At 73.0% G+C, this 17,173-nt stretch carries 18 protein-coding genes; 12 read left to right on the top strand and 6 right to left on the bottom strand.

The features are described 5' to 3' along the window. The first annotated feature begins 60 nt into the window (after positions 1–60). Positions 61–627 (top strand): type III secretion system chaperone family protein, encoded by a 567-nt coding sequence (locus OP86_RS14000; protein WP_030061043.1) that lies wholly within the window; start codon positions 61–63, stop codon positions 625–627. A 10-nt stretch (positions 628–637) separates the two neighbouring features. Here OP86_RS14000 and OP86_RS13995 read toward each other — a convergent pair whose 3' ends face one another. Further along, complete coding sequence (locus OP86_RS13995; protein ID WP_030061044.1) at positions 638–1,921, bottom strand: MDR family MFS transporter; 1,284 nt, start codon at positions 1,919–1,921, stop codon at positions 638–640. A gap of 150 nt (positions 1,922–2,071) precedes the next feature. Between OP86_RS13995 and OP86_RS13990 the strand changes: the two genes are divergently transcribed. Together OP86_RS13990 and OP86_RS13985 are read left to right on the top strand one after the other, a co-directional pair. After that, entirely contained in the window at positions 2,072–2,830 is a 759-nt protein-coding gene (locus OP86_RS13990; RefSeq protein ID WP_030061045.1) for a phosphoglyceromutase, read from the top strand. A gap of 264 nt (positions 2,831–3,094) precedes the next feature. Next, a complete protein-coding gene (locus tag OP86_RS13985; RefSeq protein WP_030061046.1) occupies positions 3,095–3,685 on the top strand; it encodes a lytic polysaccharide monooxygenase auxiliary activity family 9 protein in 591 nt (196 codons plus the stop codon). A gap of 86 nt (positions 3,686–3,771) precedes the next feature. Here OP86_RS13985 and OP86_RS13980 read toward each other — a convergent pair whose 3' ends face one another. Beyond that, complete coding sequence (locus OP86_RS13980; RefSeq protein ID WP_030258663.1) at positions 3,772–3,951, bottom strand: hypothetical protein; 180 nt, start codon at positions 3,949–3,951, stop codon at positions 3,772–3,774. Positions 3,952–4,128: 177 nt separating this feature from the next. Continuing rightward, on the bottom strand, positions 4,129–4,827 hold the full coding sequence (phoU, locus tag OP86_RS13975) for a phosphate signaling complex protein PhoU (protein WP_030061047.1): 699 nt from the start codon (positions 4,825–4,827) through the stop codon (positions 4,129–4,131). Positions 4,828–5,133: 306 nt separating this feature from the next. On the opposite strand from phoU, the gene OP86_RS13970 reads away from it, so the two are divergent. After that, the gene (locus OP86_RS13970) at positions 5,134–6,588 is read left to right on the top strand and encodes a sensor histidine kinase (RefSeq protein ID WP_234435009.1); all 1,455 of its coding nucleotides are present in this window, start codon (positions 5,134–5,136) and stop codon (positions 6,586–6,588) included. 2 nt (positions 6,589–6,590) lie between these two features. Further along, positions 6,591–7,286 (top strand): two-component system response regulator PhoP, encoded by a 696-nt coding sequence (phoP, locus tag OP86_RS13965; RefSeq protein WP_030061050.1) that lies wholly within the window; start codon positions 6,591–6,593, stop codon positions 7,284–7,286. Positions 7,287–7,420: 134 nt separating this feature from the next. On the opposite strand, the gene OP86_RS36585 is transcribed toward phoP, so the two are convergent. Further along, a complete protein-coding gene (locus tag OP86_RS36585) occupies positions 7,421–8,107 on the bottom strand; it encodes a hypothetical protein (protein WP_030061051.1) in 687 nt (228 codons plus the stop codon). Positions 8,108–8,535: 428 nt separating this feature from the next. On the opposite strand from OP86_RS36585, the gene OP86_RS13955 reads away from it, so the two are divergent. The 7 genes from OP86_RS13955 (at position 8,536) to OP86_RS13925 (ending at position 15,618) form a co-directional block, all read left to right on the top strand. Further along, positions 8,536–9,018: a CarD family transcriptional regulator gene (locus OP86_RS13955; protein ID WP_014136563.1), complete on the top strand. Its 483-nt coding sequence runs from the start codon at positions 8,536–8,538 to the stop codon at positions 9,016–9,018. Between the two features lie 357 nt (positions 9,019–9,375). Continuing rightward, positions 9,376–10,101 (top strand): 2-C-methyl-D-erythritol 4-phosphate cytidylyltransferase, encoded by a 726-nt coding sequence (gene ispD, locus OP86_RS13950; protein ID WP_051830067.1) that lies wholly within the window; start codon positions 9,376–9,378, stop codon positions 10,099–10,101. Next, positions 10,091–10,624: a 2-C-methyl-D-erythritol 2,4-cyclodiphosphate synthase gene (ispF, locus tag OP86_RS13945; RefSeq protein WP_051830066.1), complete on the top strand. Its 534-nt coding sequence runs from the start codon at positions 10,091–10,093 to the stop codon at positions 10,622–10,624. The genes ispD and ispF overlap by 11 nt, the downstream gene beginning before the upstream one ends. A 147-nt stretch (positions 10,625–10,771) precedes the next feature. Next, on the top strand, positions 10,772–11,164 hold the full coding sequence (locus OP86_RS13940) for a PPOX class F420-dependent oxidoreductase (RefSeq protein ID WP_030061054.1): 393 nt from the start codon (positions 10,772–10,774) through the stop codon (positions 11,162–11,164). Between the two features lie 96 nt (positions 11,165–11,260). After that, entirely contained in the window at positions 11,261–12,655 is a 1,395-nt protein-coding gene (gene cysS, locus OP86_RS13935; RefSeq protein ID WP_030061055.1) for a cysteine--tRNA ligase, read from the top strand. 137 nt (positions 12,656–12,792) lie between these two features. After that, positions 12,793–13,785: a 23S rRNA (guanosine(2251)-2'-O)-methyltransferase RlmB gene (gene rlmB, locus OP86_RS13930; protein ID WP_030258656.1), complete on the top strand. Its 993-nt coding sequence runs from the start codon at positions 12,793–12,795 to the stop codon at positions 13,783–13,785. 168 nt (positions 13,786–13,953) lie between these two features. Next, complete coding sequence (locus tag OP86_RS13925) at positions 13,954–15,618, top strand: DoxX family membrane protein (RefSeq protein WP_051830065.1); 1,665 nt, start codon at positions 13,954–13,956, stop codon at positions 15,616–15,618. Between the two features lie 122 nt (positions 15,619–15,740). On the opposite strand, the gene OP86_RS13920 is transcribed toward OP86_RS13925, so the two are convergent. Next, positions 15,741–16,559, bottom strand: a complete 819-nt coding sequence (locus tag OP86_RS13920; RefSeq protein ID WP_234435008.1) for a nucleotidyltransferase family protein — start codon at positions 16,557–16,559, stop codon at positions 15,741–15,743. Positions 16,560–16,656: 97 nt separating this feature from the next. Next, on the bottom strand, positions 16,657–17,100 hold the full coding sequence (locus OP86_RS13915; protein ID WP_030062614.1) for a hypothetical protein: 444 nt from the start codon (positions 17,098–17,100) through the stop codon (positions 16,657–16,659). Positions 17,101–17,173: the final 73 nt, after the last annotated feature.

The following is a 17,173-nucleotide window of genomic DNA, read 5'->3' as shown; positions in this document are numbered from 1 at the left end:
CCGTTGAAACCGGGGCCGGGGCGGCTGCGCCCACCGGTACCGCCGAGTAACGTCACCCCCATGGCAATCCGCACCAAGGACGAGGCCCTGACCCTCCTGCGCACCGCCCTGGACGACGCCGGCGTGGGCTGGGAGCCGGCCGCCACCGACCCGTACACGCTGGTGGCGACCCTCCCGGGCACCCGGAAGCTGAGCACCACCTGCGCCCTGCGGGCCGGCGACCACACCCTGTCGGTGAACGCCTTCGTGATCCGCCGCCCGGACGAGAACCACGAGGCCGTCTACCGCTGGCTGCTGGAGCGCAACACCCGGCTGTACGGCGTCGCGTACGCGATCGACGCGCTCGGCGACGTCTACCTGGCCGGCCGGCTGCCGCTGGAGGCGCTCACCCCGGAGGTCGTGGACCGGCTGCTCGGGACGGTGCTGGAGAACGCCGACGAGCCGTTCAACACCCTGCTGGAGCTGGGCTTCGCCTCGGCGATCCGGCGCGAGTGGGAGTGGCGCACCAAGCGCGGGGAGTCCACCCGCAACCTGGCCGCCTTCGCCCACCTGGCCGCTCCGACCACCGGGGGCTCCCCGGCCGCCGAGGGCTCCCCGGCCGCCGACGGTTCCCCGGCCGCCGGCTGACCGGCCCGGCTCAGGCGCCCGCCGGAGCCTTCTCGGCCTCCGCCGCGGGCGCGGCCACCCCGGCGGCCACCACGGGCGCGGTGTCCGCCGCGGCACCGGTCCGCTTCCCGAGCAGGGTGTACCCGGCCGCGGCGACCGTCCCGCAGACGGCGCACGCGCCCCACAGCACCCCGCCGCCCGCCCGCTCCAGCAGCACGCCGCCCGCGGCCGGGCCGAGGAACGAGGCGAGCGCCCAGGAGAGCCCGTAGACGCCCTGGTATCGCCCGCGCGCATGCGTCGGCGACAGTTCGGCGATCAGGCCCATGAGGGTCGGCGTGTAGAAGATCTCCCCGACCGTCCAGACCGCCACGGTGAGGGCGTAGAGCCACGCGGACGACCCGGCGAGGGCCGTCATCCCGAAACCCCAGCCGATGAACAGCGAGGCCGCCGCCAGCATGGCCGACCGGCTGCGGGTCTCGACCCACCGGGTGAGCGGGATCTGCAGCAGTACGATCAGCAGCCCGTTCAGGCCGATGACCAGGCCGTACTCGGAGGATGTGACCCCCTGGCGGCCCATGTCCACGGCGAGGGTGGTGGCTCCCTGCTGGAGCACCAGGGCGAGCAGCAGGGTGAGCCCGACCACGGCCATGAAGCGGCTGTCGCGGAACACCGTGCCGAGGCCGATGGTCGGTTCGTCGGCCTTCTCCGCCGGGGCGTCGGGCTTCGTCTCCGGGATCCTGACGAAGATCACCACGGCGCAGAGCACCGTGGAGAGCGCGTCCAGCAGGAAGAGCGTGAGGTACCCGTGGGTGGCGATCAGGCCGGCGACCGCCGAGGAGAGGCCGAAGCCCAGGTTGATCGCCCAGAAGTTCAGCGAGTAGGCGCGGACCCGGTCGGCGGCCGGGACGATGTCCGCGATGATCGCCGAGATGGCCGGCCGGGTGGCGTTGTTGCAGAAGCCCACCAGGAAGGCCACCACCGCGATCGCCACCCGGCCGTCCGTGAAGCCGAGCACGGCGGTGAACAGCGCGGTGCCGAGCTGCGCGGCGAGTAGGGTCGGGCGCCGCCCGATCCGGTCGGTCAGCACCCCGGCGACGATCGAGGACACCGCCGAACCGAGGCCGAACAGGGAGGCGACCAGGCCCGCGTAGGAAGCCGAGTACCCCCGGCTGCTGGTGAGGTAGAGCGCCAGGAAGGTGACCACGAAGGCGCCGAGCCGGTTGACCAGCGTCGAGACCCAGAGCCACCAGAACTGACGTGGCAGCCCGCCCGCCGTCTCCTGGAGCATTCTTCGGAACCGGGGGGTGACGAGCATGTGGGGGCTCCCGAGGGCAGGCGTCCGCTGAGCGGCGCGGGCAGGCCCGGTCAGCCGACGCGCGTAAGTGGCAGGTGCGCGGCGCACACATTACCCATGGGTCGATGGTCCCCACCAGGGGTTTTCGGGCCCTCCACTAAGCTGGGGGCCATGGCTGACACGACGTACCGACTCATCCTGCTCCGCCACGGCGAGAGCGAGTGGAACCAGAAGAACCTGTTCACCGGTTGGGTCGACGTCGACCTCAACGAGAAGGGCGAGAAGGAGGCCGCCCGCGGTGGCGAGCTCCTGGCCGCCGAGGGCCTGCTCCCCGACGTCCTGCACACCTCGCTGCTGCGTCGCGCCATCCGCACCTCGCAGATCGCCCTGGACAAGGCCGATCGCCACTGGATCCCGGTCAGCCGCAGCTGGCGCCTGAACGAGCGGCACTACGGCGCGCTGCAGGGCAAGGACAAGGCCCAGACCCTGGCCGAGTTCGGCGAGGAGCAGTTCCAGCTGTGGCGCCGCTCGTACGACACCCCGCCGCCGGTGCTGGCCGACGACGCCGAGTACTCGCAGGCCGCGGACCCGCGCTACGCCGACATCCCGAGCGAGCTGCGTCCGCGCACCGAGTGCCTGAAGGACGTCGTCGACCGGATGCTCCCGTACTGGTACGACGCCATCGTCCCGGACCTCGCCGCCGGCAGGACCGTCCTGGTCACCGCCCACGGCAACAGCCTGCGCGCGCTGGTCAAGCACCTCGACGGCATCTCCGACGAGGCCATCGCCGGCCTGAACATCCCGACCGGCATCCCGCTGGTGTACGAGCTCGACGCCGACTTCAAGCCCGTCACCAAGGGCGGCCGCTACCTCGACCCGGACGCCGCCGCCGCGGCCATCGAGGCGGTCAAGAACCAGGGCAAGAAGTAAGCCCGAAGCTCAGTGGGCCCCGCCTCCCGGTTCGCCGGGGGCGGGGCCTTCTTCGTTCGGCTTCGCTCAACAGGCCTTTGCCGTGGGCGAGTTGGGCGGAGGCGGAAGTGGTTCAGACCATTGACGGGCGGTGGGGCGGCTCCTACCGTGAGGGCACCGGACTGGCGCAGGCATGCCAGGAATCCCCCGTTCGGGCCGCCGCACCCCCACGCGCGCGCGTCTGCGCCCCGGCGCACTCTCCATCCACCCCCACGGAGGAGCACCATGCGCACACGTCACATCGTCGGGGCGGCCGTCGCCGCGCTGGCGGTCCCGCTCACACTCGCCTTCCCGGCGTCGTCGCACGGGTACATCTCGACCCCGCCCAGCCGGGCCGCGCTCTGCGCCGCGGACGCGGTCGCCTGGGACTGCGGCGAGATCCAGTGGGAGCCGCAGAGCGTCGAGGGCCCGAAGGGCTTCCCGGCCGCCGGCCCGTCCGACGGCACCATCTGCGCCGGCGGCAACGACCGCTTCGCCGAACTGGACGACCCGCACGGCGGCGCCTGGCCGACCACACCGGTGACGGCGGGCCGACCGTTCACCTTCACCTGGACGTTCACCGCCCGGCACGCGACCACGAACTTCACGTACTACCTGACCAAGCCCGGCTACGACGCGAGCCGGCCGGTCACCCGCGCCGACCTGGAACTGACACCCTTCCTGACCGTGCCGTACGGCGGGAAGCAGGTGCCGAGCACGCTCAGCCACACCGCGACCATCCCGACCGGGCGCACCGGCCATCAGGTGATCGTCGCGGTCTGGGTGATCGCCGACACCGGGAACGCCTTCTACTCCTGCACCGACGTCAGGTTCTGACGCCGGGAACGGGCCCCCGGGGGCTCCGGGTGGACGGCCGTCCGCTACGGCGGTCGTGCACCCGGGGGCCTCGGATCCGGTACGGCTCAGTGGCCGCCGCAGCAGCCGCCGTCCGCGCCGCCGCACTGGCAGGGCGCGCCGGACTGGCAGCCGCAGCCGCAGCCCGGGCCGCAGCCGCAGCCGGCGGCGAGGACGGGAAGCAGCTTCGGGGCGATCGGCTCGACGGTCTCGCGGGCCGGGGCCGGGCGGGTCGGGTTGGCCTTCATCGAGCGGTTCCCTCCGTGAAGCGGGCACACTCCGGCGCCCGATACTTCGAGTGAATCCCCGAACGGAGGGAGCGTCAACGGGCGCGCAGTGGTGGGACGTACGGAGAACCGTGCGTCCGCACCACCCTCGCCACAGGTTTACTCACCCCTCGGGGTGAGCGGTCGTTGGAGCGGAGCTCACTCCGCCGCGCCGGCCTCCACGGCCGCGGCGGCCTCGGTGGCGGCCACGAACTCGGCCACGTGCTCGCCCGTCACCAGGTACACCACGCGCTTGGCGACCGACACCGCGTGGTCCGCGAAGCGCTCGTAGTAGCGGCCGACCAGGGTGATGTCGACGGCGGTCTCGATGCCGTGGTGCCAGCGCTCGTCGATCAGGTGCGACAGCAGCTCGCGGTGCAGGGAGTCGATGGCGTCGTCGTCCTGCTCCATCTCCAGGGCCTTGTCGACGTCCTTGGTGGCGATCACCAGTCCGGCCTTGGCCACCAGGCGCTGGGCGAGCTGGCCCATCTCCAGGACGGTGGAGTGCAGGTCGCGCGGCACCGCCGTCTCGGGGTAGCGCATCCGCGCGACCTTGGCGACATGCCGGGCGAGGTCGCCGCAGCGCTCCAGGTCGGCGCTCATCCGCAGCGAGGTGACCACGATGCGCAGGTCGGTGGCGACCGGCTGCTGGCGGGCCAGCAGGTCGATCGCCCGGTTCTCCAGCTCGTGGTGCAGGTCGTTGATCCGCTCGTCGGCGGAGATCACGCTTTCCGCCAGCGCCAGGTCCGCGTCGAGGAGGGCGGTGGTGGCGCGGCCGAGGGCAGAGCCGACCAGCCGGGCCATCTCGACCAGGCTGTCGCCGATCGCATCGAGTTCCTCGTGGTACGCGTCGCGCATGTTCTCTCCTCAGAAGCTGTGTCGGTGGCGGTGCCGACCGGTCATCCCGTCCGACCGTCTTTCCGGCGTTCGAGTGGCCGCTGCTGGTGGCGCGCATCGTACGCGCACACCCGAGCCGGTGGCCGCTCTTCGGCACACCGATCTCTCCCACACGGGCTGCCCGGCCAACTTTCCGCCGCTCGGGCGACGACGTTCGGCCGGTGCGGTGAATCGACAGCTACGTGGAGGTGAATTCTCGGCAACGCGCGGTGGATGCCTTGATCCAGCCCTTGGGGAGTGGCCTGGCCGTGCGCTTACGCTGGCCACATGGACGTGAACGTGGCCGCCGCCGCTGCCTGCGCCATTGCCGGGCTCGGCGTCGGCCTCACCGCCTCCATCGCCTTCCGCTGGAGCGAGCGCGAGCAGGCCCGGGGCAGGCACAGCGGAACCGGCGGCAAGAACCAGGGCCGGCACCAGACACTGGGCACCGGCACCCCCGAACCCCCGCTGCCGCCGGGGGTCGACACCGTGCTCTCCGTGCTCCGCTCCTGCGCGATCGTGCTGGGCGAGGGCGACGAGGTGGTCAAGGCCAGCTCGGCGGCGTACGCGATGGGCCTGGTGCGCGGCGGCGCGGTCGCCGTGGATCCGATGCTCGCGCTGGCCCGTGCCACCCGCCGGGACGGCGAGATCCGCCAGGTCGAGCTGGAGGTGCCCCGGCCGGGCGCCGCCCGCGCGGTCGAGCCGCTCGCGGTCTCCGTCCGGGTCGCCCCGCTGGGCTCCCGGCTGGTGCTGGTGCTGGTCGAGGACCAGACCGAGCGGCGCCGGGTGGAGGCCGTCCGCCGGGACTTCGTGGCCAACGTCAGCCATGAGCTCAAGACCCCGGTCGGCGCCCTGTCGCTGCTCTCGGAGGCGGTCGCCGACGCCTCCGACGACCCGGAGGCGGTGCAGCGCTTCGCCGGCCGGATGCAGGTCGAGGCGACCAGGCTGGCCAGCCTGGTCCAGGAGATCATCGACCTCTCCCGGGTCCAGGACGACCGGCTGATGGTCGACCCGGAGCCGGTCGCGGTGGACGAGCTGATCGCCGAGGCGATCGACCGCTGCCGCCAGCAGGCGGCCGCCAAGCAGATCCTGATCGCGGCCGGCGGCATCGCCGGCCTCTACCTGCACGGCAACCGCGGCCAGCTCGCCGCCGCGCTCGGCAACCTGGTCGAGAACGCCGTCAACTACAGCCCGCCCCGCACCCGGGTGGCGATCGCCACCCGGCGGATCTCCAGTGCCGCGGCGCTCGGGGAGGCGGACGGCGAGCTCATCGAGATCTCCGTCACCGACCAGGGCATCGGTATCTCCGAGAAGGACCGCGAGCGGGTCTTCGAACGCTTCTACCGCGTCGACCCGGCCCGCTCCCGGGCCACCGGCGGCACCGGCCTCGGCCTCTCCATCGTCAAGCACGTCGCCGCCTCGCACGGCGGCACGGTCTCGGTGTGGAGCGTCGAGGGCCAGGGGTCGACCTTCACCATCCGCCTGCCCGCCGGTCAGGCGCCCGCGGCCGACGAACACGACGACGACCTCGCAGACGACTTCGCCGACGACTTCCACGACGACCTCGCCGAGACCGCCGGCGGCCCGGACCACGGCCCGGACGCCGCCGGGCCCGCCGCGGCACCCCGAACCCTCACCACGGACCGCACGGATCCCACGGACCGTACCGACCGTTCGCTCCCCGCCGGGGAGCGGGAACAACACCTGTCAGCCACAACCCCCCAGCTTGCCCCGGAGGCCTGATCGTGACCCGAGTACTGGTGGTCGAGGATGAGGAGTCGTTCAGCGACGCCCTCTCGTACATGCTCCGCAAGGAGGGCTTCGAGGTGGCCGTCGCCGCCACCGGCCCCGACGCCCTGGAGCAGTTCGAACGCAACGGCGCCGACCTCGTCCTGCTCGACCTGATGCTGCCGGGCCTGCCCGGCACCGAGGTCTGCCGCCAGCTCCGGGTGCGCTCCAACGTCCCGGTGATCATGGTGACCGCCAAGGACAGCGAGATCGACAAGGTCGTCGGTCTGGAGATAGGCGCTGACGACTACGTCACCAAGCCGTACTCCACCCGCGAGCTGGTCGCCCGGATCCGCGCGGTGCTGCGCCGCCGCGGCGAGGACGGCGGCGCGGGCGAGAACGGCGGCGGCCCGGGCGCTCTGGAGGCGGGCCCGGTCCGGATGGACGTGGACCGGCACGTGGTGACCGTGGACGGCGCCAAGGTCGACCTGCCGCTCAAGGAGTTCGACCTGCTGGAGATGCTGCTGCGCAACGCGGGCCGGGTGCTCACCCGCATGCAGCTGATCGACCGGGTCTGGGGCGCGGACTACGTCGGCGACACGAAGACCCTGGACGTCCACGTGAAGCGCCTGCGGGCCAAGATCGAGCCGGACCCGGGCGCGCCGCGCTACCTGGTCACCGTCCGCGGCCTGGGCTACAAGTTCGAGCCGTAAACCGTCACGCAGCAGGGGCGGGGCCGCACTGGCGCCCGCCCCACGCGGAAGGGCCCCCGCCGGCAGTCGCCGGCGGGGGCCTTCGCATTGCTCCCGGCGGGCCTTGGCGGGCCCGCCGGGAGCGGTGTGGCGGGTCAGTGCGCGGCCGGGACGGCCGGGGTGGTGGCGCCGGCCGGGACGGCGGCACCGGTGGGCGTGGTGCCCGGGGTGGCCGGAGCGCCCGGGGTGGTGGCGCCGGGCGTCGGGGCACCCGCGGTGGGGGAGGCGGTCTTGGCGGGCGTGGCGCTCGCCGAGGGGGTCGGCCCGAAGCCCTTGTACAGGCCGCGGCCGTTCTCGCCCGAGTCCGGGCTGACGCCGGCCTGGGCGTCGACCTTCTGGCCGTCCTTGAAGGCGAAGGTCGTGGGGGCGAAGCCACCGACGTGGACGGAGGCGGACGCGACGGTGGCGGACGGGTTGCCCTGGCCGCCGATCGCCACGGCGCCGCCGGCCGGGATGACGATGCCGGACAGCGGGGCGCCCGCGGCGTCGGCGAACGTCGCGGTGCTGGTGCCGATGGTGATGGACTGCAGCTCGGCCGGGGTGGTCGCGGTGTTCGCGATGTTGACGACCACGGTGGCAGCGCCGGTGTAGTCGCCCGAGGTGTTCTCCCCGGTGACGACCACGATGTTGTTCAGCCGGAGGTTCGTCCCGAGCGTCGCCGCAGCGTTGTCGGGCTTGATCTGCAGGGTGTCCGGAGTGTTGCCGGCCGCGCAGGACGACAGCGAGGCGATGGCGATGGCGGCGATGGCGGCGATGCTGCCGCGTCGAAGGCTGCGGCTCACGGCGGCGGCTTCTCCCTAGGTCACGTGTCGGTAGGTCAGGTCTCAGATTATCGACCTCACTTATGCGCTCCTCACGGGGTGGTCCCCGTGTCGCACTCCTGAGGGCCGCCGGGGGCCGTCCGGCCGTACGTCCGGCATGTCCCGGTCACGGCGGGGACAAGCTTCGACCAAGATCGAATAACGATTCGGCCGCGACCCGGAAAAGGGTGAAAGCTCAAGATCCAATCATGGTTGCGGGGGTGTCGCGCAAGGGTTTCGCCGAACCCCGGAACCGCCTCCGACCTGCGGGAAGCCCCCCTCGAACACCGGTCGCAGCACGTCATGGGGGTCCTTGTCAAGCCCCGAGACCTGCCCTGACCTGCGAAAACGCCCTTCGGGTGCGCCGAGAAGCGTGTTATTCTGGAAAGCCACGGAAGGGGTCCTGTCACATGACGTTCAAGGTTGGCGACACGGTGGTCTACCCCCATCACGGGGCCGCGCTGATCGAGGCCATCGAAACTCGCCAGATCAAAGGTGTGGACAAGACCTACCTGGTGCTCAAGGTGCAGCAGGGAGACCTGACGCTCCGCGTGCCCGCCGAGAACGCGGAGTTCGTCGGCGTGCGCGATGTAGTCGGCCAGGAGGGTCTGGACCGGGTCTTCGAGGTGCTGCGCGCACCGTACACGGAAGAGCCGACCAACTGGTCCCGTCGCTACAAGGCAAACCTGGAGAAGCTCGCCTCGGGCGACGTTATCAAGGTCGCCGAGGTCGTGCGCGACCTCTGGCGTCGCGAGCGCGAGCGCGGCCTCTCGGCCGGCGAGAAGCGGATGCTCGCGAAGGCGCGCCAGATCCTCGTCAGCGAGCTCGCGCTGGCGGAGAACACCAACGAGGACAAGGCGGAGACGCTGCTCGACGAGGTCCTCGCCTCGTAGCGCACGCGCCACCACAGTGCAGTCGGGCTGTCGCCCTACGCTCACAGCGCCCGGTGCCGGCGCGCCGCTTCTTGGACGAACCGTCCAGGAGTGGTGCAGTGGCACTCCGGGCGCTGAGGCGTGTCCGGACGACGCCCCCGCCCTGAGCCGGTCCAGGCCTGCAAGACCGTTTCTGCACCGCGTTGTGCACCGCGCCTTCTGCGAATTCTGTGGAGCGCGGATCCTGCGGAGCTGTGCGGCGGGCAGCGGACCGTGGTTCTTCGGAAGGGGCCCGGTGCGCCCGCCGGGCACGCCATGGCCATACCCACTTCGCCGAAGGAGTGAAACCTGAACGCGTCAGCAGCAATCACAGCAGCAGTGGTGCCCGCCGCCGGACGCGGTGAGCGGCTGGGGCCCGGAGCCCCGAAGGCCCTGCGGGAGCTGGGCGGTGTACCGCTCCTGGTGCACGCCGTCCGGGCACTGGCCCGCAGCCGGGCGGTCGGCCTGGTCGTGGTCGCCGCGCCCGCCGACGGGGTGGCCGAGGTGGTCGCCCTGCTGGACAGCCACGGGCTGGACGACAAGGACATCCGGGTGGTGGCCGGCGGCGCGACCCGCCAGGAGTCGGTCCGGCTCGGCCTGGCCGCGATCCCGGAGGACGTCGAGATCGTCCTGGTGCACGACGCGGCCCGTCCGCTGGTCCCGGTCGAGGTGGTGGACGCCGTCGCGGCCGCCGTCCGGGCCGGGGCACGGGCGGTGGTGCCGGCGGTGCCGCTGGCCGACACCGTGAAGCGGGTCGAGCCCAACCCGGGCGGGCCCGAGCCGGTGCTGGACACGCCCGAGCGCTCCACCCTGCGCGCGGTGCAGACCCCGCAGGGCTTCGACCGCGCCACCCTGGTCGAGGTGCACGCCAAGGCGCTGGCCGACGAGAGTGCCGGCACTGCCGACGCCCCGCCGGTCACCGACGACGCCGGCCTGGTCGAGCGCTACGGCGGCCGGGTCGTCGTGGTGCCCGGCCACGAGGAGGCGTTCAAGGTCACCCGCCCGCTGGACCTCGTGCTCGCCGAGGCCGTACTCGCCCGCCGGAGGGCCGCCGATGCCTACTGACCCGCTGATCCCCCGCGCTGAGCCGCTGATCCCCCGCGCTGAGCCGTTGATCCCCCGCGTCGGGATCGGCACCGACGTGCACGCCTTCGAGGCCGGCCGCCCGCTCTGGGTGGCCGGACTGGAGTGGCCGGACGCCGAGGCCGGGCTCTCCGGGCACTCGGACGCCGACGTCGCCGCGCACGCCGCCTGCGACGCACTGTTCTCGGCCGCCGGGATCGGCGACCTGGGCGCCCACTTCGGCACCGACCGCCCGGAGTGGGCCGGTGCCTCCGGGGTGAAGCTGCTCGGCGAGGCGGCCCGGCTGGTCCGCGAGGCGGGCTTCGAGATCGGCAACATCGCGGTCCAGGTGATCGGCGTCCGGCCGAAGATCGGCAAGCGCCGGGCCGAGGCCCAGGCCGCGCTGTCGGAGGCGGCCGGCGCCCCGGTCTCCGTCTCCGGCACCACCACCGACGGGCTGGGCCTGACCGGCCGGGCCGAGGGACTGGCCGCGATCGCCACCGCCCTGGTGTACGAGCGGCGTTGAGCGGGGTGTCGGTCGGAGGGACGGAAACTCCCGGCCACTGACGGGTGTTCACCCGGTGCTGCGGGGCCCGAATCGGTAGTGTGCGGTCCGGGCCCGCGCGGGTCGTTCTGCCGGGTTCGTGCCGCAGCCGACGAGAAGAGGTTTCCGATGGGTGTCGAACTCTCCGACAAGGCCAAGGAATTGCTCGACAGCAAGAGCTTCGCCGTGGTGTCCACGATCCAGCCGGACGGCAGCCCCCAGTCCTCGGTGGTATGGGTCAAGCGGGACGGCGACGACATCCTGTTCTCCACGGTCCAGGGGCGTCGCAAGCAGCTCAACCTGGTGAAGGACCCGCGCGTCTCGATCGTGATCAACCCGCCGGAGAGCCCGTACGAGTACTTCGAGGCGCGCGGTGAGGTCACGCTGACCACCGAGGGCGGCCGGGAGCTGATCGACGAGCTGTCCCTCAAGTACCGCGGCGAGGAATACGGCTTCGACGGCCCGGACGACGTCCGGGTGGTCGTCCGGCTCAGCCCGCGCAAGGTGGTCGGCAGCATCTGACCCCCCTGCCCGTAACCCGTCGTTCCCCGGGATCACACCGGCGTTGTCCCGGGGAATGTGGCGGGGCACCCCCCGCCGCCCACTACGCTTGACGCTGTGAGCATTCGTCTGTACGACACCAGCACCCGCCAGGTACGCGACTTCGTCCCGCTTGTACCGGGTTGTGTCTCGATCTACCTGTGCGGCGCTACCGTCCAGTCGGCGCCACACATCGGGCACATCCGGTCCGGCCTCAACTTCGACATCATGCAGCGGTGGTTCGCCCACCGCGGCTACCAGGTGACCTTCGCCCGGAACGTCACCGACATCGACGACAAGGTGATCGCCAAGGAGCGCGAGCTCGGCACCCCGTGGTGGCAGATCGCCTACGAGAACGAGCGCGCCTTCAACGACGGTTACGCCGCGCTCGGCTGCCTGCCGCCGACCGTCGAGCCGCGGGCCACCGGGCACATCCCCGAGATGATCGAGATGATGCGGGGGCTCATCGAGAGGGGCCACGCCTACGCGGTCGACGGCAACGTCTACTTCGACGTGAAGTCGTACCCCGACTACCTGGCCCTCTCCAACCAGAAGCTGGACGACCTGCGCCAGCCCGAGGGCGACGGCGAGACCGGCAAGCGCGACCAGCGAGACTTCGCGATGTGGAAGGCCGCCAAGCCGGGCGAGCCGAGCTGGGACACCCCGTGGGGCCGCGGCCGCCCGGGCTGGCACCTGGAGTGCTCGGCGATGGCCCACAAGTACCTGGGCAAGGCCTTCGACATCCACGGCGGCGGGCTCGACCTGATCTTCCCGCACCACGAGAACGAGATCGCCCAGTCCAAGGCCTACGGCGACGACTTCGCCAACTTCTGGGCGCACAACGCCTGGGTCACCATGGCCGGCGAGAAGATGAGCAAGTCGCTCGGCAACTCGGTGCTGGTCTCCGAGATGGTCCAGCGCTGGCGGCCGATCGTGCTCCGCTACTACCTGGGCTCCCCGCACTACCGCTCGATGATCGAGTACAGCGAGGAGTCGCTGCGCGAGGCCGAGACCGGCTTCGGCCGGATCGAGGGCTTCGTCCAGCGCGCCGTCGAGCGCTGCGGCACGGTCGACGCGGCGCCCGAGGTGCCGCCGGCCTTCGCCGAGGCGATGGACGACGACTTCGGCGTTCCGCAGGCGCTGGCCGTCGTGCACGCCGCCGTCCGCCAGGGCAACAGCGCCCTGAACGCGGACGACAAGGAGAGCGTGGTGGCGCGACTGGCCGAGGTCCGTGCGATGCTCGGAGTGCTGGGCCTCGACCCGCTCGACCCGCACTGGGCCGGGACGGAGCGCGGCGAGGACCTCCACGGTGTGGTCGACTCGCTGGTCCGCCTGGTCCTGGACCAGCGGCAGGCGGCGCGCCAGCGCAAGGACTTCGCCACTGCGGATGCCATCCGCGACCAGCTCGGCCTCGCCGGGCTGGCGATCGAGGACACCCCGTCCGGCCCGCGCTGGACGATCAACAGCCAGTAACCCCATCCGACGATCGGGGTGATGGGTGGGCCGTACCGGACCGGTGCGGCCCTCCCGCATGACGTAGCGCATGCCGTCGGCCGCCGCCGGACAGAGCGGGGCGGCCCGGGCATGCCGGACAGACAGGAAGTACAGCCATGGCCGGCAACAGTGCACGCAGGAACCGTCGCAACCCCGGATCGAAGAAGGGTGCGTCTGTCGGTACCGGCGGCCACAGCCGGAAGGCGCTCCAGGGCAAGGGCCCGACCCCGCCCGGCGAGGAGCGCAAGGGCCACCCCAAGCAGCGGGCCGCCAACGCCGCGATCAAGCGCGAGCGGGACGCCAAGGCCCGGGCCGGCATGCGCCGGGCCGGTGCCGGCGGTCGCGGCGGCCGCGGCGGCGCGGGCAGCGCCGAGCTGGTCTTCGGCCGCAACTCGGTGGTCGAGGCCCTGCAGGGCGGCGTCCCGGCCACCGCGCTGTACGTCCAGCAGTTCATCGACACCGACGACCGCGTGCGCGACGCCTTCCAGGCCGCCAACGACCGCGGCATCCCGCTGATGGAGGCCCCGCGCCCGCAGCTGGACCAGATGACCGGCGGGCTCAACCACCAGGGCCTGGTGCTCCAGGTGCCGCCGTACGAGTACGCGCACCCCGAGGACCTGCTGGCGGACGCCGCCGACGCCGGTCAGGATGCGCTGATCATCGCCCTGGACGGGGTCACCGACTCGCGCAACCTGGGCGCCGTGGTCCGCTCCGCCGCCGCCTTCGGCGCGCACGGCGTGGTCATCCCCGAGCGCCGCGCGGCCGGCATGACCGCCGGTGCCTGGAAGACCTCCTCCGGCGCCGCGGCCCGGCTGCCCGTCGCCCGGGCCACCAACCTGACCCGCACCCTGGAGGCCTACCAGAAGGCCGGCCTGATGGTGGTCGGCCTGGCCGCCGACGGCGAGGCCGAGCTGGGCGACCTGGAGCTGCTGACCGGCCCGGTCGTGATCGTCGCGGGCAGCGAGGGCAAGGGCCTGTCCCGGCTGGTCTCGGAGACCTGCGACATGCGGGTGAAGATCCCGATGTCCGGTCTGACCGAGTCGCTGAACGCCGGTGTCGCGGCGGGCATCGTGCTGTACGAGGCCGCCCGGCTGCGCGCCAAGCGCTGAGCACATCCGGGGTGCGGAGCGCAGGCGTTCTTCCGAATTCTCCGCAATCCGGGTGAAAGGCGATCGGGCCCGACCGGGCCCGATCGCTTTTTTCATGATCACTTCAAGTGTGCGCCGGACATCCACTCGGGAGAGTGTCCAAAGCGGCCGTCACCCGGTTAGACGGGCGTGGACACCAGAACACCTCGGCGCCCCCTGTTCGGCGGCGGCAGCACCGGGATAGACGCGGGCCCCGGCCTCGACACCGTCAAGGTGGAGTCGGACCCCGCGCGGCTCAGCAGCACCCAGGCGAGCTTCCGGCTCCGGCTCGGCTCCCCGGTGGCGCCGCTGATCGACGCACCGGCCGGACTGCTGTCCACCGGCGCAGCCTTCGGCGACCCGTACACCAACCAGGGCCTGATCCGCCGTCCGCTGGTCACCCCGCAGGTCGTCGTGCCTGCCTCCGCCGTCCCGGCCCTGGCCGGCGCCGGAGCCGGCGGCTCGCCGCGCCGCAAGGGCCGGGTCACCGCCGTCACCTGGACCGGGCAGGCGGCCCCCGGGGACCTCGCGGCCACCCAGCTGCTGGAGGCCGTCCAGCGGGGCGGTACCCCGGCGGGCGGCATCGGCCTGGTCGAGGCGGACACCCAGGTGATCCCGTCCCTCGCGGGCGCCCGCACCGTCCCGCGCCAGCCCCGCGAAGGCGCCGGCACCGCCACCGACGCGGGCGTCGGCCCGGTCGGCGAGCCGCACGGCTGGACCCCGAGCGGCGAACTGCCCGAGGTCTCCGCCGCCGACGCCGACGGCAAGCAGCCCTGGTACCCCGGCCGCCGGGTCGACCTCGGCCTGGTACTGCTGCCGCTGCGCGCCGTCCTGGGCTCGCTCTCCGTCTACGCCGGGTTCAGCAAGCTCTGCGACCCGGTGTACTTCGACGGCGGCGAACGCGGCTCGATGATGCGCTGGCTCTCCTCGCTGCACCCGTGGAAGGTCGCCGAGCCGCTGCTGGCCTTCGCCATGGCCCACCCGGTCGGCGCCGGCCTGGCGGTCTCCTTCACCGAGATCGTCGTCGGCGTGCTGACCATCCTCGGCCTCTGGCAGCGGCTCGCCGCCGGGGCGGCGATGCTGCTCTCCGCCGCGCTGCTGTTCACCGTCAGCTGGCGGGCCGTCCCGGTCTACGACACCCCCGACCTGATCTTCCTCGCGGCCTGGAGCCCGCTGCTGATCGCCGGGGCACCGTTCGCCTCACTCGACGGCCGGCTCAACCTGGAGGCCTGGCGGCGGTTCGGCGCGGACGCCCCCCGGGCGCTGCGCCGCAGGGTGCTGCGCCGTGGCACGGTGGTCACCACGGTCGTCGTCGGCCTGACCCTGGTGCTCGGCTCGATGCTCGGCGCCGCCGTCCGCACCGGCGCCCGCGCCCACCAGGCACCGACCCGACCGGCCACCGACTACGGCACCCCGGTCTGGCCGGCCGGCGGACCGGCCGGCTCCCCGGGCGGAAAGGGCTCGTCCACCTCGCCCTCGCCCGCCACCCCGCGCCCGGCCACCCCGACGCCGAGCACCACCGCACCGTCCACCGCCCCGGCCACCAAACCGGCCACCCCGACCCCCAGCGGCAAGGGGCACTCCGGCAAGCCGGACACCGGGGCGGGCACCTCCCCGGCCCCGCCCGCCCCGGCCGCCGGATCGGGCGGCTCCGCGCCCGCGTCGCGCAGCACCCCGGGCCCCGGCGGCTCGGCATCCAAGCCCAGCCCGAGCAGCGGCTCGGGGCTGCTCGGCGGGGTGCTGGGCAGCGCTCCGCTGGCCGACCTGTCCGGCGGCGGCCGGGCCTCCCGTCCGGGGGCGCCGACGGCGACCTGAGGCCTCCGGGCGCGTCGATCGGCCGGGTGCTCCGTGGGGGAGCACCCGGCCGATCCGTGTGTCGGGGGGCTCGGCGGGGGCTCGGCGGGGGCTTGGGGGCTCGGAGGGCTTGGGGCTCGGGGCTACTGCGGGGCGCGGCCGGCGCCGGCCGCGAGCTCCTTGGCCGCCTCGGTGAGGTCCTTGGCGGTGTCGATGGCCCGCCAGTACACGCCCTGCGGCAGCTGGTAGCCCGCCAGCCGCTTGCCGCGCGCGAGTTGGGGGAAGGTGGTGCGCTCGTGGTCGCCCACGTCCGGCAGCAGCTCGGCGAACTCCGGGCTGAACACGTACAGGCCGGCGTTGATCAGGAAGGGCGAGGGCGGCGCCTCGATGAAGTCCAGCACGTTGCCGAACTGGTCGGTCTCCACGGCGCCCCACGGGATCCGCGGCCGGGCCAGCGCGAGCGTCGCGACGGCGTCCCGCTCGTGGTGGAAGGCGGCCATGTCGCGCAGGCTGAAGCGGGTCCAGATGTCGCCGTTGGTGGCGTACCAGGGCTCGTCCGGGCGGGGCAGCGCCTTGGCCGCGTACTTGAGCCCGCCGCCGCGCCCCAGCGGCTCCGCCTCGACCACCGTACGCACCCGCAGCGGCAGGTCCGCCTTGTCCAGCCACTCCTCCAGCACGTCGGCGAGGTGCCCGCAGGAGATCACGACATCGGTGACGCCCTCGGAGGCGAGCCAGGCCAGCTGGTGGCCGAGGATCGGCGTGCCCGTCCCCGGGATCTCCACCAGCGGCTTCGGGCGGTCGTCCGTGTAGGGGCGCAGCCGGGAGCCCTGGCCGCCGGCCAGGATGACGGCCTGGGTGACGGGCGTCGTGGTCGGCCGGGGCGGGTGGGGTGCCTGCGGTGCCTGGGAGTGCGGGGAGTTGGGGGACGCAGGGTCGGCCGTGGGGCCGGAGTCAGCGGTCATGCCTGAACAATAGGACGCCGACTGCGGCTACGGCTTCGGCTGCGGACTTCGCGGCCGCTCTCCCGGGCGGGCCCGCGTGGCTGCGGCTCGGGGGGCGTCAGCCCACCACGCCCGCGGCGAACGACCCGTCGCAGACCGGGCGGGCGAAGGAGCGGGCCCGCTGGACGTCGCCCTGGTACTTTCGCACCGCCGCCTTGCCCAACTCGCTCGCCAGCGAGGTGCAGTACGGCGTCAGCGAGGGCTGCTCGCGCATCGAGCGCTCCAGCAGGTCCAGCGCGGCGGACGGGTTCTTCGCGCGCAGCTCGTCCAGCAGCGCCACCCGCAGCGACTCCTGCGGGGCGAGGCCGTCCGGGGCCTTGGTCGCGGTGCTGGAGCGTCCGATCCCGGCGCCGTCGCCGCTGGACGCCGCCACGACCTGCTGATCGAGACCGGTCGGTGGAGCCCACGGGACCCGGGTCACGGCGAGGGTGCCGGTGGTCACCAGGACGACCGGCAGGGTCAGGGCGAAGGTCTGGCCGATACGGCGCACAAGCTGCTTCACCCTCAGGAGAGTAGCGGTGGGTGCGGGCCGGATCGCCCTCCGTTACACCATCGAGTGACGCGGTGTCCGGGTT

Source organism: Streptomyces novaecaesareae (assembly GCF_000716875.1).
Taxonomy (GTDB): Bacteria; Actinomycetota; Actinomycetes; order Streptomycetales; family Streptomycetaceae; genus Kitasatospora; species Kitasatospora novaecaesareae.
The sequence above is the reverse complement of the archived record's forward strand: the minus strand, read 5'-3'. Positions and strand labels throughout refer to the sequence as shown.

Coding starts and splice junctions, on each gene's coding strand:
- OP86_RS14000 (WP_030061043.1), top strand. CDS start 61: ATGGCAATCCGCACCAAGGACGAGGCCCTGACCCTCCTGCGCACCGCC.
- OP86_RS13995 (WP_030061044.1), bottom strand. CDS start 1,921: ATGCTCGTCACCCCCCGGTTCCGAAGAATGCTCCAGGAGACGGCGGGC.
- OP86_RS13990 (WP_030061045.1), top strand. CDS start 2,072: ATGGCTGACACGACGTACCGACTCATCCTGCTCCGCCACGGCGAGAGC.
- OP86_RS13985 (WP_030061046.1), top strand. CDS start 3,095: ATGCGCACACGTCACATCGTCGGGGCGGCCGTCGCCGCGCTGGCGGTC.
- OP86_RS13980 (WP_030258663.1), bottom strand. CDS start 3,951: ATGAAGGCCAACCCGACCCGCCCGGCCCCGGCCCGCGAGACCGTCGAG.
- phoU (WP_030061047.1), bottom strand. CDS start 4,827: ATGCGCGACGCGTACCACGAGGAACTCGATGCGATCGGCGACAGCCTG.
- OP86_RS13970 (WP_234435009.1), top strand. CDS start 5,134: ATGGACGTGAACGTGGCCGCCGCCGCTGCCTGCGCCATTGCCGGGCTC.
- OP86_RS13955 (WP_014136563.1), top strand. CDS start 8,536: ATGACGTTCAAGGTTGGCGACACGGTGGTCTACCCCCATCACGGGGCC.
- ispF (WP_051830066.1), top strand. CDS start 10,091: ATGCCTACTGACCCGCTGATCCCCCGCGCTGAGCCGCTGATCCCCCGC.
- OP86_RS13940 (WP_030061054.1), top strand. CDS start 10,772: ATGGGTGTCGAACTCTCCGACAAGGCCAAGGAATTGCTCGACAGCAAG.
- rlmB (WP_030258656.1), top strand. CDS start 12,793: ATGGCCGGCAACAGTGCACGCAGGAACCGTCGCAACCCCGGATCGAAG.
- OP86_RS13920 (WP_234435008.1), bottom strand. CDS start 16,559: ATGACCGCTGACTCCGGCCCCACGGCCGACCCTGCGTCCCCCAACTCC.